We start from the raw sequence: 21,269 nt of genomic DNA, 5'->3' as shown, positions 1-21,269 counted from the left end.
ATATTATAACGAGGTTAAAACCATTTGTTGTTCTTTGAAATACGCCCAATCATTAAAGCCGATTTCTTTCAAACGCTGGCGCACTTCTTCCATATCATCGCCAACTCTTTCCGGATCATGGGCATCAGATCCAAATGTCACTTTGACTCCATAATAAAGAGCTTTTTCAAGGATTTCATCGGAGGGATACCAACCACCACAATCTTTCGTTTTTCCTGAGGTATTAATTTCAATGGCTACAGGATATTCTCCAATTATTTTTAAGGCCCGCTCGATTTCCTCTGTCTCAATTTGTGAAAATACAGGATAAAAACCTTTCATAGCATCAATATGGCCAAGTATTTGAAACAGTCCACTTTGTGCCGATTGGGCAATTAAATCATAATAACGATCTTTCGTTTGTTTAATCTCTTCTTTCGTTAATCCATCCCAACGATCACGATTAAAAATATTGATTCCATTAACATGGTGGACAGAGCCGATAATATAATCAAACGGATATTGCGCATATTGTTTACGATATAATGGGATATGCTCTGGAAAAAAATCAGATTCAACACCTAATAATACGTCGATTTTTGTCTTATATTCCTCTTTTAATGCTAAAACTTCTTCCACATAGGTGGCAAAACTACTCTTAGCCATCGCAATACCAGGATGTGCCTGATCTTCCTCGCTCGCAAAGTAAGGAGAATGATCCGATATACCGATCATATTTAATCCATTAGCTATAGCCGCCTCAATATAATCCCGGATTTTCCCTCTTGCATGACCACATCGGTCATGGTGGGTATGAAAATCAAACTTTATATTTGTGCTCATATTATCCATCCTTTTTTGGCTATTACATATAGTTACGCCGCAAAAGCAAGAAAAACCTGCCCAATTCAAAAAGTTTATCCATTTTCTTTTTATGGCTTCGCTCTTCCCCAACTTCAAAAACTTTTTCAAGTAACAGAAATAACTTCAATTCCTTCTTCCTTATACTCTTGAATATAATGCTCTTCAGTAGCTTCATCTGTTATAATCGTATTAATTTCCTCGAGTGCAGCAATCTTTGAAAATGCTTGTACATCAAATTTGCTATAATCGGCTAATAAATACACTTCTTCTGCTACATCAATCATTTTCTTTTTCACTTGGGCTTGCCATTCATTCGTATCACTTATTCCGCGCTTTTTATGAATTCCTTTACATGAGATAAAGGCTTTGTCTACTCGATAAGATTCAATCGACTCCATCGCTAGTGGTCCCACAAAAGAAAGGGATTTAGACAGCAGACGTCCTCCCGTACCAATCACAGTTATTTTCTCTTGCCTTCCTAATTCCATTGCCACTTTTAAGGAGTTGGTCAATACGGTTAATGGCATATCTGGTAACTTCTTGGCCATATACCAAGCTGTTGTACTCGCATCTAATATGATCCGATCATTCTCTTTTACATATTGGATCGCAATATCTGCCACCGTATTTTTTTCTTCAGTATTCTGAATCTCGCGTTCGAAATAGGGAATTTCTATCCCTTTATCCCTTTTAATACTTACAGCTCCGCCATGACTTCTTCTTAATTCCCCTTCTTTTTCAAGCTTTTCTAAATCTCTTCTGATCGTTTCCTCTGTCACTTTGAACAGTTGACTTAATTCAGAAACACGAATACTTCCATTTTTATTAACAGTTTCTACGATTTTTTCATGTCTTTCTGCTACAAGCATATTCTCACCTCAAATTAATACAGTCCATCTTTATTCTACAAGATAAAGATATAAGGATAAAGATTTAAGAAGTAAGCAGGACACTAATAAAGAAGCGTGATGAATAAAAGCGCCCCGATCAGAACCTGACAGATCTGAAAGCCAAATATGATAAGTCCTTCGCTTTTCAGATAAGCTTACATCTACATAGCTCCAGAAAAAACGGGTATTCGGATGATCATGTGGAAATTATGAAACGATAAGCCATCCGTAGCAAATGGAATAGGCGAGACTCCTACAGGATATAAGAAATAAGAAAGCGGCAAGGTCCCGGAAGGCTGAGCCTAAGGGGCTTGCCGCTCGCTCGCAGAAACAGAGCATATTCCATTTGTGGGTTTCAAAAATTACCATTCATTCCACATTATTTTCCGATTACCCTAAAAGCTAACACCCCACACCCTTTCTTATAGCTAAAATATGATAATGGAGGGGATGTTAGATTGACTTGTTAGCATAAATTACTAACGCTTTAGCAATACTTGTGCTTCATATTCATCAACTTCAGTCAACCATGATTCTTTTATTGGAACATTCATTTGTTCACAATAATAATCCCAAATAGCACCGAATGGATATGTCTTAAGCTCTTCCATTAATGCCAATCTTTTCGTATAATCTCCTTTTTCCTGTAACTCACGTAAATGGTCATTTGGTGTCAGAAGCGCATAGAGGAGAGCTTTGAGCATATTCCGTGTACCGATTGTCCAAGCAGCTACCCGATTAATACTCGCATCAAAGAAATCAAGCCCAATCATAACCTGCTCTAATGCATCATTACGAACGATTTCTAGAGCAATCTCTCTTAATTCATCATCAAATGTGACAACATGATCACTATCCCAACGTACAGGGCGAGAAACATGTAAAGCTAAACGATCACTATATAAAAGCAATGATGAAATTTTATTAGAAACCATCTCTGTAGGATGATAATGCCCTGTATCTAATAAGCAAAGTTTATTATTTTTCAAAGCATAACTTAAATAAAATTCATGAGAACCAACAACATAAGCTTCAGAGCCGATTCCAAATAATTTACTTTCTACAGCATCTAGATGATAGGCTTCATCAATTTCCTCAGCAAAAATTTCATCCAACGCTTCCTTCAAGCGCTTCCTTGGTGTAAGTCGATCGCTAGGTGTATCCTTATAACCATCTGGTATCCAAATATTCGTTAAACAAGGTGTTCCTAATTCTCTCCCAAAATACTCGCCAATTTTCCGGCAAGCTTTACAATGATCGATCCAAAATTGGCGTATTTCAGCATTTGGATGTGATAATGTTAGACCATCCTCTGCTTTTTCGTGGGAGAATAAAGTCGGGTTAAAATCTAGACCAAGATTATGTTTTTTCGCCCATTGTACCCACTTTTCAAAATGCTCTGGTTTAAGCTGATCCCGATCCACCACTTCCCCATCTGTCTCAGCATAAATAGCATGAAGGTTCACCCGATGCTTTCCAGGGATAAATGAAAGTGCCTTTTCTAAATCTGCACGGAGTTCTTCAGGGGTTCTCGCTTTACCAGGATAATTTCCAGTTACTTCTATTCCACCAGATAAATCACTCTTATTAACCTCAAAACCGCCGATATCATCTCCTTGCCAACAATGAACTGAAATGGAGACACTTTTTAGTTTTTCGATTGCTTTATCAACATCAATTCCAAGGCGCTCATATTGCTTTTTAGCAAATGCAAATGTTTCATTAACACTCATAACTTTCAACCTCCTCATTTGATTTAGGGCTATATTTATCTACAGTGAAAGAATCTTTAATAATTGTTCTTGCTTGGTCAATATTTTCTATTCCACCCAAAGCAATATATTGGGCAACAAGGTTTCCAATCGTCGTCGCCTCCACAGGGCCGACATGCACTTCTTTTTTCGTTCCATCAGCTACAAGCTGATTTAAATAGGCATTTTGCGCGCCACCGCCAATAATATTAATTTGACTGTAACTTTTTCCAAATAATGCTTCCAATTCAGCTACAACCTGGTTATAACGTTTTGCTAAACTAATAAAGATACATTTTGCTATTTCACCTGGTGTTTCCGGGATCGTTTGCTTCGTTTCTTGACAATACGCTTGAATCTCCTCGACCATATGATCTGGTTTTAAAAAACGGTCATCTTCTACATCGATAATAGAATTTATTTCGCTCGTTTTGGCTAATTCTGCTAACTCGGCAAAAGAATATCGATTATCAAAATTTCTTCTTATTTCCTGCAATATCCATAATCCCATAATGTTTTTCAAGACACGAAAGCGGCCATCTATACCACCCTCATTTGTGAAATTGTATGACAACGCTTTCGGAGAACAAATTGGAAAATGATTTTCAATACCCATTAATGACCAAGTTCCAGAGCTTAGATAGATCGTAGGCTCTACTTCAGGCACAGCAATAACCGCCGAACCTGTATCATGAGTGGCTGGTAAAATCACTTCCATATCGAAGCCAAATTCCTCGTTCAGCTCCTTTTTTAGCCCTCCTAAGTTCGTTTTCGGCTTTTGAATTTCCTGAAACATTTCCAATGGAAAACCTAATTTTGTTATAATATCTTGATCCCACTCTTTTGTAGATGCATTGACTAATTGAGTCGTTGTCGCATTCGTATATTCATTCACCTTTTTTCCTGTTAACAAGAAATGGAGATAGTCTGGAATTAGCAGAAATGATTTTGCTTTTCGCAAAATTTCAGGGTGATTTTTTTTCAGACTATATAATTGGTAAATCGTATTAAAAGTCAAAAATTGAATACCTGTCTTAGCATATAGATTTTCTCTTGAGATAATTTCGTCCACTTCTTCCATGATCCCGTTCGTTCTTGGATCACGATAAGCAACAGCTTCCGTTAATAATTGATCTTGTTCATCTAATAAAACAAAATCAACAGCCCAAGTATCAATCCCGATACTTACAGGTTGTACCGCCAAATCTCGACATTTTTTAATGCCGATTTTTATTTCTTCAAATAGACGGTTTAGTTCCCAGCAAAATTGCCCGTTTTTTTCAACCATACCATTTTCAAAACGATGAATCTCTTCTAAATCTATTCGATCATTTCGTAAACTCCCCAAAATAACTCTGCCACTAGAAGCACCTATATCTACTGCTAAGCAATCGATCATTCTCCACCCCTTTACAATTGATAGATTTATAAGCATAACTAGTGCTGTTTCTAACGCCCAGGATTCAAATATATGAGTATCGGCACCGATAAAATTTGAACGAACGCAATTAAAGTGAAACGCTTTCTATTATTGAAATAGAAGGAAAAGACTGAGACAAAGAAGAACATGCCCTACTTTAGCGGAGGAAATATACATAGACTCCTGCGAAAGGCAGGCTACTGACAGGCACATCCTATGACTAACGCGGACACGAGCACATTTAGTACGTCGTAAGGCAACGAGAAGAGCTAGGAGTGCGACTTAACGATAGGCTAACTTGTAGCATCTTGTTAGTAGGCTCAAGGTGCAACTTCCTTTTACCCGCCGCACTATTTATTGTGCCGTACTTCCTGCCGCTCTAAGGCTCATTAGCCGCCCGCGGAAAGCGAAGTATATTTCCAAAACAGGTTATATGCATCATAGTAGTTCAATCTTCTTTGGGAAAAGCCATTTTACTCAGCCTCTGCTCTTAATCAGTGAATCTCGCCTTCTCATTATCTCGTAAAAGCAGCGGGAACTCCACCATCTACTGTGAGCATACATCCTGTTGTTTTTTCGGCTTTAGAGGAAGAAAAGAAAGCAACTGCTTCTGCAATATCTGCAGGATATATATTAACAGAAAGGGTTGTCCGCTTTCTATAATGTTCTTCTAATTGATCTGGTGCTATCCCGTAAGATGAAGCCCTTTCCTCACGCCATTTTGAATCCCAAATGGCAGAACCTTGCAATACAGCATCTGGCAAAACTGTATTCACCCGGATGCCAAATTCCCCTCCTTCTGTGGCAATACATCTAGCAAGATGAGCTTCAAGCGCTTTAGCAGAGCTATAAGCTGTAACATTTTTCCCAGCATAAACAGAGTTCTTCGAACCAATAAAGACCATACTTCCTCCAATATCTTGGACTTTCATTTGTTTAAAGGCTTCTCTTGCCACAAGGAAATAACCTGTTGCTAAAACATCCATATTCAAATTCCATTCTTTCAAAGTTGTTTCATCTAAAGGACTAGATGTAGCCAAACCAGCGTTATTGACGATGATATCTACTCCACCATATTGAAGTGCTACTTTTTCAAAAGCAGATTGGACTTGTTCTTCACTTGTCACGTCCATCTTAATCGCCAATGCCCTTCCTTCTCCATACTGGGTATTTAGCTCTTTCGCTAATTCCACTGCTCCTTCGAAATTCAAGTCTGCAATCACAACATGTGCACCGTCCTCTATGAAACGGCGACATACAGCCGTCCCAATACCACCAGCACCCCCAGTGACAAAAGCTACTTTTCTAGAAAACTCTGCCTCTGGCGGGGCTAAAGATAATTTATACAATTCTAGTGGCCAATATTCAATATTATAGGATTCATTTTCATTTAAGGAAACAAATTCTCCTAATGTTGTGCTGCCCTTCATAACAGCAATAGCGCGTTTATAAAGTGCTCCACTAACCTTCGCCATCGCTATGCTTTTCCCAGTATTGATCATACCAATACCGGGAATTAAGATAACTCTTGGCACTGGCTCGAACATTTGGTCACCTTCATGATGATTCCGATTAAAATAAGCTATATATTCTTCTTCAAAGTTTTGAATTCCTGTCTTAATTTTTTCTACTAATGAGTCGAGATCTTCAGAACTAGGATTCCACTCAACAAACAATGGTGTTCTCTTCGTGTGAACTAAATGATCTGGGCAGGCGGCCCCCACTTGGGAAAGTGCTTGAGCATCCTGGCTATTTACAAACTCCATGACTTCGTCTGAGCTATTATAAGTAACAAGCATTTTTTTATCTTGACTGATTGCGCCACGGATAACGGGTAAAACTTTTGCTAGGGCCGTTTTTTGCTCCTCTTCAGAAAGCGCTTGATATTTTTGACCACCGAAAGATTGTCCTTTTTCTTGAGCTTGAATATAAGATTCCGCCTCTTGAATGACCTTAATTGTTTTAGCATAGCTTTCTTCCGCAGTATTTCCCCACACAACTAGTCCATGCTTCTCCATTAAAACTAAGTCAGCTTGAGGATTGTTTTGTACTCCTTCTGCGATCATCTTTGATAAAGTAAAGCCCGGTCTGATATATGGAACCCAGACAAATCGATTCCCGAAAATTTCCTCCGCTTTTTCGCGCCCATTATCAGCACAACAAATACTAATAATAGCATCTGGATGTGTATGATCTACATGTGGAAACGGCAAAAAGGCATGTAACAATGTTTCGATAGAAGCTCTTGGATGCTTTGAGTCGATCATACAATGTGATAAATATTCTACCATCTCCTCATCTGACATTTCATCTCTTTCCATTAATGGATGGATATCCGCTAAGCGTAATCCTGTAAAGTTTTCTTTCCCCATTGTGGCAAGATCAGAACCGCTTCCTTTTACCCATAGAACATCGATCTCGCGTCCTGCAAAGTCTTTTTCAGTTGTTTTCATGGAGGTATTTCCGCCTCCCCAATTACAAACAGAGCGATCTGACCCTAGCAAATTCGAACGATACACTAGTTTTTCTAAATCACTATTTAATTGATTGGCTTCTGTCTCTTTCCAAAGATTCTCAACCATGTCATCCCTCCTAAGATGCTTACTTTTCTAATTATTTTATATACTTCTGATACCATTATAGATAACTTTGTTTTGTTTGTATATACCTTTATTTACTTTTGTTTAATAAAACAAAACCAATAAAATAAAGATCGTTAGTTGCAATAGCCTAAAAACAATCTTATAAAGTTTTTCAAAGATAATATTTGTTTTTTGAAAACTGGATTGAAGGCAGCTATTGAGGGTTATGAATCAATAGGATGTTATTCGCAAAAGTATACGCCGTACAGAGATTCTTAGTCACACTGCGAAACAGGAGCATGCTTCCTATTGGTATTTTAAGTTTCCCCAAAAATAAACCTTGACCTTTAAACACATATAGGCATCCAAAAAGTTAGGTGAAAACCAAACTTTTTAGATGTAAAAAGGCAAGCAGCGAAAAATAAACCTTTTACGCTGCTTGCCTAATATTGATATTTATTTGCTTTCCTTATATTTTTGTAAGTATTCTTTAGCTTTTTCACTGTCTGCTTTTAATTCATTCCCTGTATCGACAAGCGGGCTAACAGTGGAGACTGCTTTAATTTTATTTCCATGATAGAAATCAATAATTTCATCTTGATTAATGGAATATAGAACTGCTTTTCTTAAGTCTTCACTTTTAGCTACATCACGATTTTTCGTATTGAATAGCAAGTAAGTGACTGCATTACTTTCAATCGTTTGAAGACGTAGTTTTTCATCCTTTTCAACGACATCATATTTTGTTTCAGGAACACCATAGTAGACATAAATCTCCCCATTACGTAGAGCAGATAACGTACTATCCGCATCACTAATAAAGCGAACTTGTACAGTGTCTATGTTAGGCTCATGATCTGTTCCTGCCATATAGCCAGGGTTTTTATAAAACACAGCTTCATAATCGTTTTTATATGAGAGAATGTAAGGTCCACTTGCATATATATGATTATCGTATTTGTCCCCTTCGGTTAGAGTGCTTTGATCCCCATACGCTATATCTTTATTAGGATCATAAGATTCTACATCATACGTATTGATACTCTCTACTTGTTCTTTCGAAACAATTCCAGCTGATTGGTGCGCTAAATAATTTAGTACTTGTGGAAATGGTTCTGTAGTCGTAATTTTAACTACTTGGTATTTTCCTTCTTTATTATTTACTTTTGTTTTATCTGACACAAGCTCTGAAATTTTTGTATCTAAGCCATCTTCCAAAGCTTCACGAACGGAGGTATCACTATTTGCTTGTTTTGTACTTTCTAATTCAGAGAGATCTGTCACAATCTCAACATTGTTAATATGTTCATGCAAAGTATAGGTTGCATGGTTTGGAACGGAATTTTTATCTTTTGCTCGTTCTAATGAGAAGACTACATCCTCAGCTCCGACACGTTCCCCTGTATCTTCTGCTTTTTTGTCTGTGATTTTTGCAAAGTTAATATCATCCCGCAAAATGAAATAATAATCGGAATTTCCATCTGCAATACTATTGTTATATGATAAGGAACCATCTGATGTAATTTGATCGTCATCAGTTAGATTGACAATGCGTACATACATATTTGTGTTCAACATATTGATGGAACCATTATTTCCTTTAATAGGGTCAAGTGAAGTTAAAGACGATTCAGCCTGTGATAAAATCAATGGATCTGAATCTCTTTTCGAACTATCATTGAAATCAATGTCTTCCCATGCAAGGGAGCGTGATTTCGAGAGTCGAACTGAGTCAGCATTCAATATATCTTTATTCACGGCCTGGGTTTTATAAGAACTGTATAGTGGTGCAATATAAGCTTTATCAAAAACAAGTTGTTGCTCTAAATCTTTATAAGTCTGTGCATATTCTTCAGGTGTTTCCTCTGCTGCTTTATTAATCAATTGATCAATCTCTTTATCTTCAAGAGTACTATAATCTCCGCCAGAGATAAATAAAGAACGAACTGCATAATCAGGATTTCCTGTGACCGTTGTCCAACTTGATAAAGATACATCATAATTTCCTGCATCTTCCTGTGCTTTAAAGCTACCATAGTCTGGTTGAATATTTAATTTAACCTTAAATCCATTTTTCACGAGTTGGTCACGGACAATATTCATATCATCCTCTCCACTGCTCATTCCAAGGATTTCAATTTCAACATCTGACTTATCTCCGCCAGACTTAGAACCTGATTCTTCTTCTACTTTGGATTTTGTGTTAACACATCCTGCTGCTACAAGTACAAAAACTAGCAGAATCATTAAGAATCCTTTTTTCATTTCTACTCCTCCTATATCAATCAAACTTAATCTAATTTTGGATCCAGTGCGTCCCTTAAAGCATCCCCTAAAAAGTTAAAAGATAGCACAAGTAGGATGATCGCGAGACCTGGATACATTGCCAAATAAGAATTTGTTTCTAAATACGTACTACCTAATTTTAGAATATTTCCCCATTCTGGAATATGCGGTTCCACTCCAAGCCCTAAGAAACTTAGGCTACTAGTTGCGATAACCGCTCCCCCGATTGTAAGGGTGGCTTTCACAATCATCGGTGCCAAAGAATTGGGAACAATATGTTTAAAAATGATCGAGTAATCACTCGCCCCCAATGCTCGAGCTGAATCGACATATTCAAAATTTGCAACCATTAAAACATTGGCACGCATCGTCCTCGCATAGGTCGGAATGGAACCAACACTTAAAGCGATGATTAGATTGACCGTATTGGCACCAAAAGCAGCAATAATAGCAATGGCGAGTAGGATCCCTGGAACAGCATATAAAATATCCAATAACCTCATAATGATATTATCTGTCCGTCGGCCATAATATCCGGCGACCGCCCCTAGAATGCCCCCTAAAATGGCTGGTATTAAGGTGGAAGCTAATCCTACTATCAAGGAGATCCTAGCACCAAAAATAATTCTTGAAAATAAATCACGACCAAAATTATCTGTTCCTAATGGATATTCTAAACTAGGCGTTTGCAAAATTGCCTCATAATTATTTTCAATGGCCATTTCATAATCAAACGTAAATTGACTACAAATGGAAATCGAAAAAATAAAAACAATAAAGAAAAAGCCAAGCATCGCTGTATTATTACGTGTGATTTTCCCCCACATACTATTCCATTTTTCAATACTTGAATAATCATTTCTTAATTTAATAAAGATATTAATTGCTAATATGAGAGCGAATAAGTTTCCCGTCACACTCGTGATAAGTAATAAGATCGCTATATACTTCATCCATGAAGGTGTTTGCTCTATTTGTGTTTGTCTGCCGACTAAGAGTAATATAGCCAGATCTAAGATAGCAATTCCGATAAGAACTAACATCGCCAATGGAAAGGTATCTGTCACATAAGGTTTGAATATATTTAAAGCCGAAACAGCAATGATAAAAACCTGGGTTAAAAGCATATATGCCGCAAATATATATTCAGTTGTTTTAACCTTCTTGATAAGTTGAAATGCAAACGCGACTATAAACACATTCCCCGTCAGAATAGCCAAAAATAAAAGATAACCCCATTTTCTTGTAGAGGACTTAATTTCTCCCGTCTTTTTAAGATCAGCCTTGATTTTAAGTGTCACCGCTATTTGGATGAGGGTGAACAAAGCATAAGCAACAAATACGATGAAAAAAGCCGGTTTTAGCGTACTGTTGGAAAAATCAAAGCTATTAAACAGGAAAATAATGGATAATATGAGTGACAAAATCCAGGTAAAATTGGCTTGTGTATATTCAGATGATAATTTTAATGCATGCTTGATTTGAAAGCCTGCGACATCCGTATTATTTGTTTCCATTCGTCTCAACACCTGCTTTAATACTGTCTCATCTTCGAGCGAATCCGTGGGTCAAAAAATGCATATGAAACATCGATAATTAAATTTACCAAAGAAATCGTAATGGCGACATACACAACGCCCCCCATCACACTAGGTATATCAGGAATAAATTGTTTATCCACAATATAACTACCAATCCCACTGATATTAAATACCTTTTCTGTGACAGCTGCCCCTCCTAACATTCCACCAAAGAGCAAGCCAATCACCGTAATGACTGGAATAATGGCATTTCCAATTGCATGCTTCCACAAGACCTGCTGGTAATTTAAACCTTTCGAGCGAGCGGTCAAAATATAATCTTCATTCACAACTTCCAGCATAGAAGAACGTGTCATTCTGGCAACAGAGGCTGTTAAGGCTGTTCCAAGTACAATCACAGGCATAATCATCGATAATAAATCCCCTGGAGTATAAGTAGCAGGTAACCAGTGCCCTTTAATGGAAAAATACAAAATAAAAATGAGCCCTTGCCAGAAGTTAGGAATGGAAAGACCGATTAAGGCTATAAACATAAACGAATAATCTAGAAAAGAATTCGGTTTTGTAGCTGAAATTATTCCTATCGGAATCGCGATTATAATCGCCATGATCAATGAAACAAGGGTGAGTGAAAAGGTAATTGGGAATTTCTTCGCAATACTAGCTGCTACATCTTCATTTCCCGTAAACGAATTTCCTAAATCGAAAGTGAGTATCCCCTTTACAGCTTCCCAAAGCTGAACAAGATATGGTTGATCTAATCCATACAAACGATTAAAGCTCGCAATTTGTTCTTTTGTAGCTGTTTCACCTAAAATATTAGCTGCTGGATTTAGCGGCGAAATATATAAAATCGTAAACACAAAAACTGCCACACCTATAATAACGAATAAACTCATTATTAATCTTTCAAAGATGTATTTTACGTAAGAGTTACTATAAATGAAAATTAGAAGATACATAAAAATTCCTGGTATTAGCGTCAATAAAAGGAAAATTGGCTGTTGTAAAAGTGATTGAAAGGTATCCTTAAATGTAACACTTTTGATCCCATTCTTCTTTAACTGCTCATTCGTTTTATCAAGAACCACCTTTTGGAATTGTGTTTCAGTCCATTTTCTAGCATGCTGGTTCATTTCTTTTTGATCCAATTTTTTAGAAAAGAATTCCTGTTTTCTTCTATATTCATTTTCAAATTCTTTCATTAACTGTGCTTTGTAACCAGCTGCTTCCAATTTATCTTGCGTTTCTTTTAATACACGTAGAGAAGGATCCTGTTTTCTTTTGTATAAATAGATAAAAAAGACCAGGATATGCACAAGAAGTCCTAGTAATATAACCCAAAATTTATAAGCCGGTCTTGTCAAAATTTTGCCATATGTATAACTAACCATGCTTAAAAATGAATGTTGATTTGATTGTTTGTCCCCTTCATTCACAATGAATATGTCCTCCTCCCTCTAGATTGAACAATTCCGATAGGTGTAGTATACTTTTCGTTAATATACTTGTAAAGTAATTAAACAAATTTTATCATGAAGTCAATAAATGTCAAAAAATAGCGGCAGGTGGAAAAATTTGCAACCTATCTTAAAAGTCAATGACCTCCATATATCATTTTATTCGCGGGAAGAAGAATTTGAAGCTGTTCGTGGAGTCAGTTTTGATGTACATAAAGGTGAAACAGTAGGAATTGTTGGGGAATCAGGTAGTGGTAAAAGTGTCACGGCCCGAACAATTATGCGTTTGTTACCCTCTCCTCCATCCCATATAAAAAAAGGAGAGGTCTTTTTTCTTGGTGAAAATTTAGCCAATAAGTCGGAAAAAGAAATGGAACATATCCGTGGTCGGGATATTGGGATGATCTTTCAAGATCCAATGACTTCCCTGAACCCTACGATCCGCATTGGCAAGCAGATTTCCGAAAGCTTAATAAAACATCAAAAACTTTCAAAGAAAGAAGCAAAAGCGGAAGCTATTGAAATGTTAAAACTGGTTGGCATTTCCAACAGTGAGATGAGGTATCAGCAATATCCGCATGAATTTTCTGGTGGGATGAGACAAAGAGTGATGATCGCCATTGCCCTTGCTTGCCGTCCAACCTTATTAATTGCAGATGAACCAACTACAGCTCTAGATGTCACGATTCAGGCTCAAATTCTTAATCTGATGAAGGATATTCAAAAACGGCTTGGTACCTCGATTATTCTGATTACTCATGATCTTGGAGTTGTGGCTGGAATGTGCGATCGGGTTGTTGTGATGAAAAAAGGTGAAGTGGTGGAAACTGGGACAACTGCGGAAATCTTCGCTGCTCCTGAGCATCCCTATACACAAAAACTCTTAAACGCTCTACCTCGATTAGATGAAAAAAAGAAGCCAAAGCCTGCTCCACTTATCGTTCCAAGCAAAGATTCCTCTATTCCCCTGCTTGATGTCCGTTCTCTTAAACAATATTTCGATATTGGTAAGGGGAATAAACTTAAAGCAGTTGATAATATTAGCTTTCAAATTCGTCCAGGCGAAACATTGGGGCTAGTTGGAGAGTCAGGTTCAGGAAAATCAACAACAGGAAGAACGATCTTACGATTATATGAACCAACGGATGGAGATATCTTATATCAAGGTATGGCTATCAACCGTTTTTCTAAGTCAGAAATGAAAATGATGCGTAGACATATGCAAATGATTTTCCAAGATCCTTATTCATCTTTAAATCCCCGTTTCAAAGTATTGGATATTATTGGGGAAGCTCTAGATATTCATCAAATTACAAACAGTAAAGCTGAAAGAAAACGAAAAGTAGAAGAGCTACTTGATATGGTTGGACTTGAACCATCACACGCCCAACGGTATCCACATGAATTTTCTGGTGGACAAAGACAAAGAATTGGAATTGCCCGTGCACTTGCTGTTGACCCAAGATTTATTGTCTGTGATGAACCTTTATCAGCATTAGATGTATCGATCCAGTCTCAAGTTGTAGATCTGCTCCAAGATCTACAACATCGTTTAGGATTAACCTATTTATTTATTGCCCATGACTTATCGATGGTCAAACATATTAGTGACCGCGTTGCTGTGATGAATGCTGGTAAAATTGTTGAATTAGCTGAAAGTGAAGAATTGTATAGCAACCCACAGCATGAATATACAAAGTCGCTCCTCTCAGCCATTCCTATTCCGGATCCACAAGTTGAGGCAAAGAAAAAAAGGGCCCTTATGACTGAACAAAATGAAGTAGACAAATATAATCTACGCAATTCTGAATTAGTGGAGGTTTCAAAAGGGCATTGGGTTGCATTACCCAAATAAATGAACAACGTGGTTCGGTCCATAAAGTGAAACTTCAATCAGTGGGAACTCTTTCATCTCCCACCTATGCTTCTCGTATTCTCTAAAGCCTTGAGGTGGGGGATAAACCGAACTGGGTAATTCAAATTATAAGCTAGAAGTTGCCCAATGATTCGACATCATTTTGAAACTTCCTTTAGATTCAATCAGAACTATTTATTCTATCGACATATTTCCCAAGAAATATTTTTAGAAATACGGAGGGGCCTAACGTTGATAACTCGACCTTGGGGCACCCTTTTTTTTCATTTTCCTTATTGTTTGCTAGATTACCTTTCCTGCTAACCTCTATATTCCCTGTTTGCCTGAGCTAGCTTTTTCAACTCTGCATATAGACGACGAGGAAGCTCACCGCACGCCCCCGGAAAGCGTCCACCTGAAGCGTAAATCAACGTCGTTTGGATTTGGATGCTACAATCTCTATTATGAAATTGATTCACCTATATTATAAAATCTAAAGTCCTAGTCTATAAGACACTTGTTTTTTGTAGTTAAACAGAAAAAATATTAAGTAAAACTAGATTTCTTGATTGAATTATAGAGCTCTAACCGGTATACTTTTAACTAAACAAATAAAAATGAGGTAGTGTAAATGCCAGACAGAGAGGAATACCTAATTTTTATCAGAGAACTAGGTCGTTTGTTGGAGGAATATTATCAATCTCCAGAATCTATAAAACCATATATATTAAATGATATTAAACTTCTTGGCGAAGTGCTCAATCTCCATTAATCAATGACCTTCGCCTTATATATAACTTTTTAAAGAACTGCAATATGTCCCCTTCCTTCATAGTTTTTTACAAAATTTATTTTTCCATTCTTTAATTTATGAAAAGACTGTGAATCTTCCTTTTGCTAACATGTTTATTTACCATTGATATGATACACTATTTGAGATAAGCAAACCATCAACAACTGCTTGGAGTACTAGCAACAGAATCCCGACTTCTGATTATTCGTTCTATATAGAGGAAAAACTATACAGAAAGATGACAGACGTCTTTCCAGTTGCTAGAGCTTTGAATAGTTACAATATCATAATGGAGTGTACAATCGAATGATACAAAACACGAATCAAATTCAATCTGGGCATAAAAAACGTAATTATAAACCCGCTATTATCTCCATTTCCATTGTTTTAATTGGGATCATTGGGATACTTTCAGGGTTACCGGGTGTAGAGGATTTTGATGCTTTTGATGTAACTTTACTCCCGTTATTTAATGCTATATTTAACAGTTTTACTTTTTTATTTTTGTTATGTGCTTTAATAGCTATACGCAAGCGAAATATTAAAGTCCATCGTCGTTTTATCTATTCTGCTTTTATCACAACTTCTTTATTTTTAGTCACGTATGTTGCCTTTCATTATTTATCACCTTCCACTTCTTATGGTGGCACAGGCTTTATGGCAGGATTGTACTATTTTCTACTGATTACTCATATATTATTGGCTGCTGCCATTGTACCACTTGCCTTAACAACTGTAGCACGTGCTTGGAATATGGAAAATGCCCGACATCGGAAAATCGCACGCTGGACCATGCCTATATGGCTATATGTTAGTTTAACTGGTGTACTCGTATATATTATGATTTCACCATATTATTAAGTAACTACAGGAAAGTCCTCATTAATGTTTAAATGAGGATTTTTTCCATGTATTTTAACTTGAGTTATCCAATCAGTTTTATTAAATAACTTCCTTTCGTTTGGAAGGATGACAATTATCTAGTATGATAATCTTTAACCCAATTTAAAATTCGCAAAAATTCAGGGGCTAATTCCAACTAAAATAATCAGTTTTTTAAAAATTTACTTTATATCGGCAATCATCCATAAAAAGAACATAAAATAATAATTATCAATTTATATTTATTCTGGAAGGTGCGTTAAAAATTATGGACAAAAGCTTAAACACTGATCGTTTCTTAGAAGTTATGGGAAATTACCCAACGGGTGTCACAGTAGTTACCACAACGAATGACCTAAAGGTCCCTCTTGGGTTAACTGTTAATTCATTTGCCTCCGTCTCATTGGATCCGTTATTAGTTTTATGGTCCATCGATAAATCCGTTTCAACCTATCCTGTTTTTACCCAAACAAATCACTTTGCAATCAATGTGCTAGCCAATGATCAAGCTGATATTTGCTCTTCATTTGCCATTAAGGATATAGATCGTTTTAGCCAATGTGAATGGGAATTCTCTAACAGAAATCTGCCAATCATTTCAGGAGCTGCTGGCGTTTTACAATGTAAAACTTTTAAGAGAATAGAAGCTGGGGATCATATGATTCTTATTGGAGAGGTCATAGACATTCTTAGTACTGATAAACAGCCGTTATTGTATCACCGACGGAAAATGGGCGGTATTCCTGACAGCTTTTATGAATGAAATTCACCGAATTGTTTATTACCCTGAGGCTGAAAAGAATAGACGAATAAACAAAGATTTTTTCTGGAACAGGTTCGTTAGTACCATGAGCTAATCACCCAGGTTTTCTAGAAAAGTCTTTTGTTTCAGCCTCTTTTCTTTTTTAAGTTGAAGAAATTCTTGAATCTGTCTTACTGGATGTAAAGCGAATATCATAATGAAACGATCCACTATATCATCCATCCCCGAAAGACGATATTTTTAGCATTTTTTATGGAACGGGTCCACATGGTAAGCATTAAAAATGCTTAGAACGGAAGCCTCTATAATTAAAAAGCACCCACTTGCTAAAGTTAATTAAATTCAATCTAAGTTGAACTTCGTAATAAATCCTACTTGCTGTTTATTTCCCTCCTTTTCTAAATATAGTAAGATATCATTGAAGGACAAGGAGGATTTTTCCATGACAACAATTGGAATCGATTTAGGAACAACCAATAGTTTAGTTGCATACTGGGATCAAGATAAACCAAGTCTTATTCCAAATGTGTTAGATCAGTACCTTACTCCATCAGTTGTGAGTGTAGATGAAAATGGGGAAATCCTGGTCGGACAAGTTGCAAAGGAAAGACTTGTCACACACCCGCAGCATACAGCTTCGATTTTCAAACGATTTATGGGCACAGAAAAAGTGTATTCATTGGGGCCCTATCAATTTTCACCTGAGGAGCTTTCTTCTTTTGTTATCAAAATGCTAAAAGCCGATGCAGAGGCTTATTTACAAGAAGAGATCACCAATGCTGTCATTAGTGTTCCAGCCTATTTCAATGATACACAACGAAAAGCAACCAAAAGGGCAGCTGAATTGGCTGGGTTGGAAGTTGAAAGATTAATAAGTGAGCCTACAGCAGCTGCTTTAGCCTATGGGTTAAACCAAGAAGAACCTGAAACAAAATTTTTAGTTTTTGATTTAGGTGGGGGAACATTCGATGTGTCCATTCTCGAGTTATTTGAAGGGATTATTGAAGTACAATCCATCGCAGGCGATAACTATCTAGGTGGGGAAGATTTTACGAATCTTTTAATCTCTCATTTTTTGGAACAGCACCCATTGAGTAAAGATGATTTAGATACAAAAACAAAATCTCTCCTCTATACTCAAGCTGAACGCTGTAAACTTTCCCTTTGTGAAGCTTCAGCAAGTACAATGAGGATCACCATTAATGAAGAGATTTTCGAAACAACAGTTGAAAAAGCTACGTTTGAAAAAATTTCCCAACAGCTTCTTTTGCGACTTCGTTATCCGATTGAACGTGCCTTACGTGATGCCGAACTTTCACCGAGTGATATGGATGCAGTTATTCTGATTGGTGGCGCAACACGAATGCCCCTAATTAAATCCGTCATTGTAAAAATGTTTGGACGCATTCCTTATGCTCATATTCATCCTGACGAAACAGTTGCATTAGGAACAGCCATTCAAGTTGCTCTAAAAGAACGAAACAAGACCCTTGAAGAAGTTATATTAACAGATGTTTGTCCATACACATTAGGTACTAATGTTGTCGAAGAACTTGGCCAAGGCAAAAAAGAAGCAGGGTATTTTTTCCCGATTATTGAAAGGAATACGCCTATCCCTGTTAGCCGCGTAGAGCAACTTTATACAGTTCAAGATAATCAAACACGCGTCAATGTAGGCGTTTATCAAGGAGAAAGCCGGAAGGTTATTAACAATATTAAATTAGGCGAACTAACCATTAAGGTTCCTCCTGCACCGGCAGGGACTCAAGCGATAGATGTTCGTTATACATATGATATTAATGGTATTCTGGAAGTGGAAGTGATCAGCCATACTACCGGTGAGAAAAAAAAGGTTATTATTGAACAAAACTCAAATGGACTTACACAGCAAGAAATTGATGCTAGACTTAAGGAGCTTGCTAACATAAAAGTGCATCCGCGTGATCGTACTGAAAACCGCTTACTCTTAGCTAAAGGTGAACGGCTTTATGAGGAAATGCTTGGAAAAGAACGTGAAAAAATCGCTTTTATCTTACAGAAATTTGAACAAGCCTTAATGACCCAAAATGAAAAAGAAATAAAAAAAGCAGCAAAAACATTTAATGAGCAACTAGAAAATATCGAAAGGTGGATTTATTCTCGATGAGCGTCTGGGAAACATTAGAAATTGAACCTACAGATGATCTGAAGGCGATTAAAAAAGCTTATGCAAAAGCTTTAAAAACCTACCATCCTGAAGAAGATCCTGTAGGTTATCAACGGCTTCGAGAAGCATATGATTCTGCTATCAAACTTGCAAAGGAAGGGATTTTCGTAGTATCCCCTTCCCAAGAATACGAGACTTCCCTTAATCGGGTAGAGGATTATGATCCCCATGAGTTGGATCTTCCTATTGAAGAGCATCCAGTAGACCAATTCATCCAGAAAGTTCAGGATCTTTATGATGATTTCTTTGCACGGATTGATATTAAAAATTGGGAGTCATTACTGCAGGAGGATATTATTTGGAATGTACAATATTCAGAGCCTCTGCAAGATCGCCTAATTGAGTTTTTAGAGGACTGTCCCTTCCTACCTGTAGCTATTTGGCAATTACTCGATCAAACCTTCTATTGGCAAGAAAATAAGGAAGAATTAGAAAGCCGATATGGAAGAATTACAAAACAATTTTTACTTGAAAATATTAACGGCATTAAGCAGCTGGGATATGATTATTTTAATAAAGATTTTAAATTCGATTATGAAGAATATTTACAGTTACGAGCGGATGCACAAGTATTTCTAATGGAAGATGATTTAGTATCTGCTGAAGAAGCCTTAGACCAAGCTTTTCAACTTTTTCAGTCTGATCCAGATTTACTGCATTTACAAGGGATTTATTATTTACGCGTTCATGATTATGCAAAAGCACAACAGGCATTTGCGAATAAATTATCCATTTCTCCAACTGATCCAGATGCCTTGCTTTATCAAGCTCAGTTACATTTTAGCGCTGAGAAATTTACTGAAACCATCCAAGATTGTGAATTACTTCTAGAACATCATCCAGAACATCTAGGTGGATTATTATTAATGATCAAAAGCTATCTCGGATTACATGATGAAAATACAGCCTATGAATGGATTACAAAAGCGATTGAGCTACATCCCGAACGCCCAGAGTTTCGGCCTTATCAATCAATGGTCCTTAATAAAAAAACTAGAAAAGTTCCGATGCCAAAACTAGATTTTAAAATAAAAAGTAAATTTTTCTTGAATAATGTACTTGCTTATATCTTTATCATTTTACGAAGAGCTTGGGTTTATCTATTTGCTTTTCTTGTTTTACTATGCACACCCTTGCCCTTTAAATATACGGCTTTACTCCTTATCCCTATTCTTTGGGAAATTGCAAAAATTTTAAAAGGCGAATTTTTGCCGCTGTTCATGCTTAGTAGAAAAAAGCGACGGGAACTCTATTTCCGTTGTCTTTCAGCTGGTTGTGTGGATAGTAATTTCTTAGAACGTTATTTTATTGCCTATGATTTCACTTATATTCGAGATCGTTTGATTGGGAAGAGATTTTTAACCAAAGTACTGAAGCAATGGGAAATTACCAATCCATCTGAATTAAAGCAGAAGATAAATGATTTGCTTGATGGGGAGATACAACAAGAGTTTAATCATGTTCTCCATCAGCTAATGCCCTTATCCGAAAAAGCTAGAGATTTATATATTGATTCTTTATCCAAAGATGATCCAGATTATCCCAAACTATTTCTTGCCAATCGTGGAATACATACCTTAACAGAAAACGGGGTTGTAGCAGTTGATTGGGCATGGGCGATCTATTTAAGCCGATTTGGAAGAAGACTTGGCTATTTATCTAAAGATGAGGCAAAAAGATTTATGGTCAAAGCTGCCCAATGCTCTCAAGAATCCTATCCAAGCTGGATTGAATATTTTACCGCTTTTCATTTAGGGAATTACTTTAAAGCTAAAGACAGCAAGCATAACCATTATGCTAAACATGGCTTATCTGCCATTTTTGGTCTATTAGGTGGACCACAATCACCGTTGTTAAAAATAAAGTGGAAGAACGATTTAGTTCACGACCAAAGATAAAGAGGCTTTCCATGTATAAAGATGGGGCTATTCCAAAAGTCGAAAATCGCCAAAAGGACTCCCTTGTCACAGGTCTACAAGACCTGCGTCATACGACAC

At 36.9% G+C, this 21,269-nt stretch carries 14 protein-coding genes; 6 read left to right on the top strand and 8 right to left on the bottom strand.

Annotated features, from left to right (window positions below):
* Positions 1-3 precede the first annotated feature (3 nt).
* The 8 genes from J2Z23_RS16880 to J2Z23_RS16845 form a co-directional block, all read right to left on the bottom strand.
* On the bottom strand, positions 4-822 hold the full coding sequence (locus tag J2Z23_RS16880) for a histidinol-phosphatase (protein ID WP_174517089.1): 819 nt from the start codon (positions 820-822) through the stop codon (positions 4-6).
* Between the two features lie 125 nt (positions 823-947).
* Positions 948-1,712, bottom strand: a complete 765-nt coding sequence (locus J2Z23_RS16875; protein WP_057993861.1) for a DeoR/GlpR family DNA-binding transcription regulator — start codon at positions 1,710-1,712, stop codon at positions 948-950.
* 500 nt (positions 1,713-2,212) lie between these two features.
* On the bottom strand, positions 2,213-3,466 hold the full coding sequence (gene rhaA, locus J2Z23_RS16870; RefSeq protein ID WP_209974641.1) for an L-rhamnose isomerase: 1,254 nt from the start codon (positions 3,464-3,466) through the stop codon (positions 2,213-2,215).
* Positions 3,456-4,883 (bottom strand): rhamnulokinase, encoded by a 1,428-nt coding sequence (rhaB, locus tag J2Z23_RS16865; RefSeq protein ID WP_209974639.1) that lies wholly within the window; start codon positions 4,881-4,883, stop codon positions 3,456-3,458. The genes rhaA and rhaB overlap by 11 nt, the downstream gene beginning before the upstream one ends.
* A gap of 536 nt (positions 4,884-5,419) precedes the next feature.
* Positions 5,420-7,486, bottom strand: coding sequence for a bifunctional aldolase/short-chain dehydrogenase (locus J2Z23_RS16860; RefSeq protein WP_209974638.1), 2,067 nt, complete (start codon positions 7,484-7,486; stop codon positions 5,420-5,422).
* 456 nt (positions 7,487-7,942) lie between these two features.
* Positions 7,943-9,751: an ABC transporter substrate-binding protein gene (locus tag J2Z23_RS16855; RefSeq protein ID WP_209974636.1), complete on the bottom strand. Its 1,809-nt coding sequence runs from the start codon at positions 9,749-9,751 to the stop codon at positions 7,943-7,945.
* Positions 9,752-9,777: 26 nt separating this feature from the next.
* On the bottom strand, positions 9,778-11,289 hold the full coding sequence (locus tag J2Z23_RS16850; RefSeq protein ID WP_209974634.1) for an ABC transporter permease: 1,512 nt from the start codon (positions 11,287-11,289) through the stop codon (positions 9,778-9,780).
* A gap of 17 nt (positions 11,290-11,306) precedes the next feature.
* Positions 11,307-12,707: an ABC transporter permease gene (locus J2Z23_RS16845; RefSeq protein WP_057987357.1), complete on the bottom strand. Its 1,401-nt coding sequence runs from the start codon at positions 12,705-12,707 to the stop codon at positions 11,307-11,309.
* Between the two features lie 184 nt (positions 12,708-12,891).
* Here J2Z23_RS16845 and J2Z23_RS22655 point away from each other — a divergent pair, with 184 nt between their 5' ends.
* From J2Z23_RS22655 to J2Z23_RS22395, 6 genes are all read left to right on the top strand, one after another.
* A complete protein-coding gene (locus tag J2Z23_RS22655) occupies positions 12,892-14,628 on the top strand; it encodes an ABC transporter ATP-binding protein (RefSeq protein ID WP_057987138.1) in 1,737 nt (578 codons plus the stop codon).
* 631 nt (positions 14,629-15,259) lie between these two features.
* Positions 15,260-15,400, top strand: coding sequence for a hypothetical protein (locus J2Z23_RS16835; RefSeq protein ID WP_165589636.1), 141 nt, complete (start codon positions 15,260-15,262; stop codon positions 15,398-15,400).
* Between the two features lie 327 nt (positions 15,401-15,727).
* The gene (locus J2Z23_RS16830; RefSeq protein ID WP_057987137.1) at positions 15,728-16,282 is read left to right on the top strand and encodes a DUF420 domain-containing protein; all 555 of its coding nucleotides are present in this window, start codon (positions 15,728-15,730) and stop codon (positions 16,280-16,282) included.
* A gap of 289 nt (positions 16,283-16,571) precedes the next feature.
* Positions 16,572-17,066 (top strand): flavin reductase family protein, encoded by a 495-nt coding sequence (locus J2Z23_RS16825; RefSeq protein ID WP_238482822.1) that lies wholly within the window; start codon positions 16,572-16,574, stop codon positions 17,064-17,066.
* 442 nt (positions 17,067-17,508) lie between these two features.
* Positions 17,509-19,212 carry a molecular chaperone HscC gene (locus J2Z23_RS16820; RefSeq protein WP_057987131.1) on the top strand — a complete coding sequence of 568 codons (1,704 nt, stop codon included), beginning with the start codon at positions 17,509-17,511 and terminating at the stop codon, positions 19,210-19,212.
* A complete protein-coding gene (locus J2Z23_RS22395) occupies positions 19,209-21,170 on the top strand; it encodes a DUF1266 domain-containing protein (protein ID WP_057987130.1) in 1,962 nt (653 codons plus the stop codon). Before J2Z23_RS16820 ends, J2Z23_RS22395 begins: the two co-directional genes overlap by 4 nt.
* The last annotated feature ends 99 nt before the right edge of the window (positions 21,171-21,269 follow it).

The organism is Lederbergia galactosidilytica (genome assembly GCF_017873565.1).
Classification (GTDB): Bacteria; Bacillota; Bacilli; order Bacillales; family Bacillaceae_C; genus Lederbergia; species Lederbergia galactosidilytica.
This window is presented reverse-complemented; position numbering and strand designations above follow the sequence as displayed.

Excerpts from the sequence above, each read along its gene's own strand:
- J2Z23_RS16830 (WP_057987137.1), top strand. The coding sequence starts at position 15,728 with ATGATACAAAACACGAATCAAATTCAATCTGGGCATAAAAAACGTAAT.
- J2Z23_RS16875 (WP_057993861.1), bottom strand. The coding sequence starts at position 1,712 with ATGCTTGTAGCAGAAAGACATGAAAAAATCGTAGAAACTGTTAATAAA.
- J2Z23_RS16835 (WP_165589636.1), top strand. The coding sequence starts at position 15,260 with ATGCCAGACAGAGAGGAATACCTAATTTTTATCAGAGAACTAGGTCGT.
- J2Z23_RS16850 (WP_209974634.1), bottom strand. The coding sequence starts at position 11,289 with ATGGAAACAAATAATACGGATGTCGCAGGCTTTCAAATCAAGCATGCA.
- rhaA (WP_209974641.1), bottom strand. The coding sequence starts at position 3,466 with ATGAGTGTTAATGAAACATTTGCATTTGCTAAAAAGCAATATGAGCGC.
- J2Z23_RS16855 (WP_209974636.1), bottom strand. The coding sequence starts at position 9,751 with ATGAAAAAAGGATTCTTAATGATTCTGCTAGTTTTTGTACTTGTAGCA.
- J2Z23_RS16845 (WP_057987357.1), bottom strand. The coding sequence starts at position 12,707 with ATGGTTAGTTATACATATGGCAAAATTTTGACAAGACCGGCTTATAAA.
- J2Z23_RS22395 (WP_057987130.1), top strand. The coding sequence starts at position 19,209 with ATGAGCGTCTGGGAAACATTAGAAATTGAACCTACAGATGATCTGAAG.
- J2Z23_RS16880 (WP_174517089.1), bottom strand. The coding sequence starts at position 822 with ATGAGCACAAATATAAAGTTTGATTTTCATACCCACCATGACCGATGT.
- J2Z23_RS16825 (WP_238482822.1), top strand. The coding sequence starts at position 16,572 with ATGGACAAAAGCTTAAACACTGATCGTTTCTTAGAAGTTATGGGAAAT.
- J2Z23_RS16820 (WP_057987131.1), top strand. The coding sequence starts at position 17,509 with ATGACAACAATTGGAATCGATTTAGGAACAACCAATAGTTTAGTTGCA.
- rhaB (WP_209974639.1), bottom strand. The coding sequence starts at position 4,883 with ATGATCGATTGCTTAGCAGTAGATATAGGTGCTTCTAGTGGCAGAGTT.
- J2Z23_RS16860 (WP_209974638.1), bottom strand. The coding sequence starts at position 7,486 with ATGGTTGAGAATCTTTGGAAAGAGACAGAAGCCAATCAATTAAATAGT.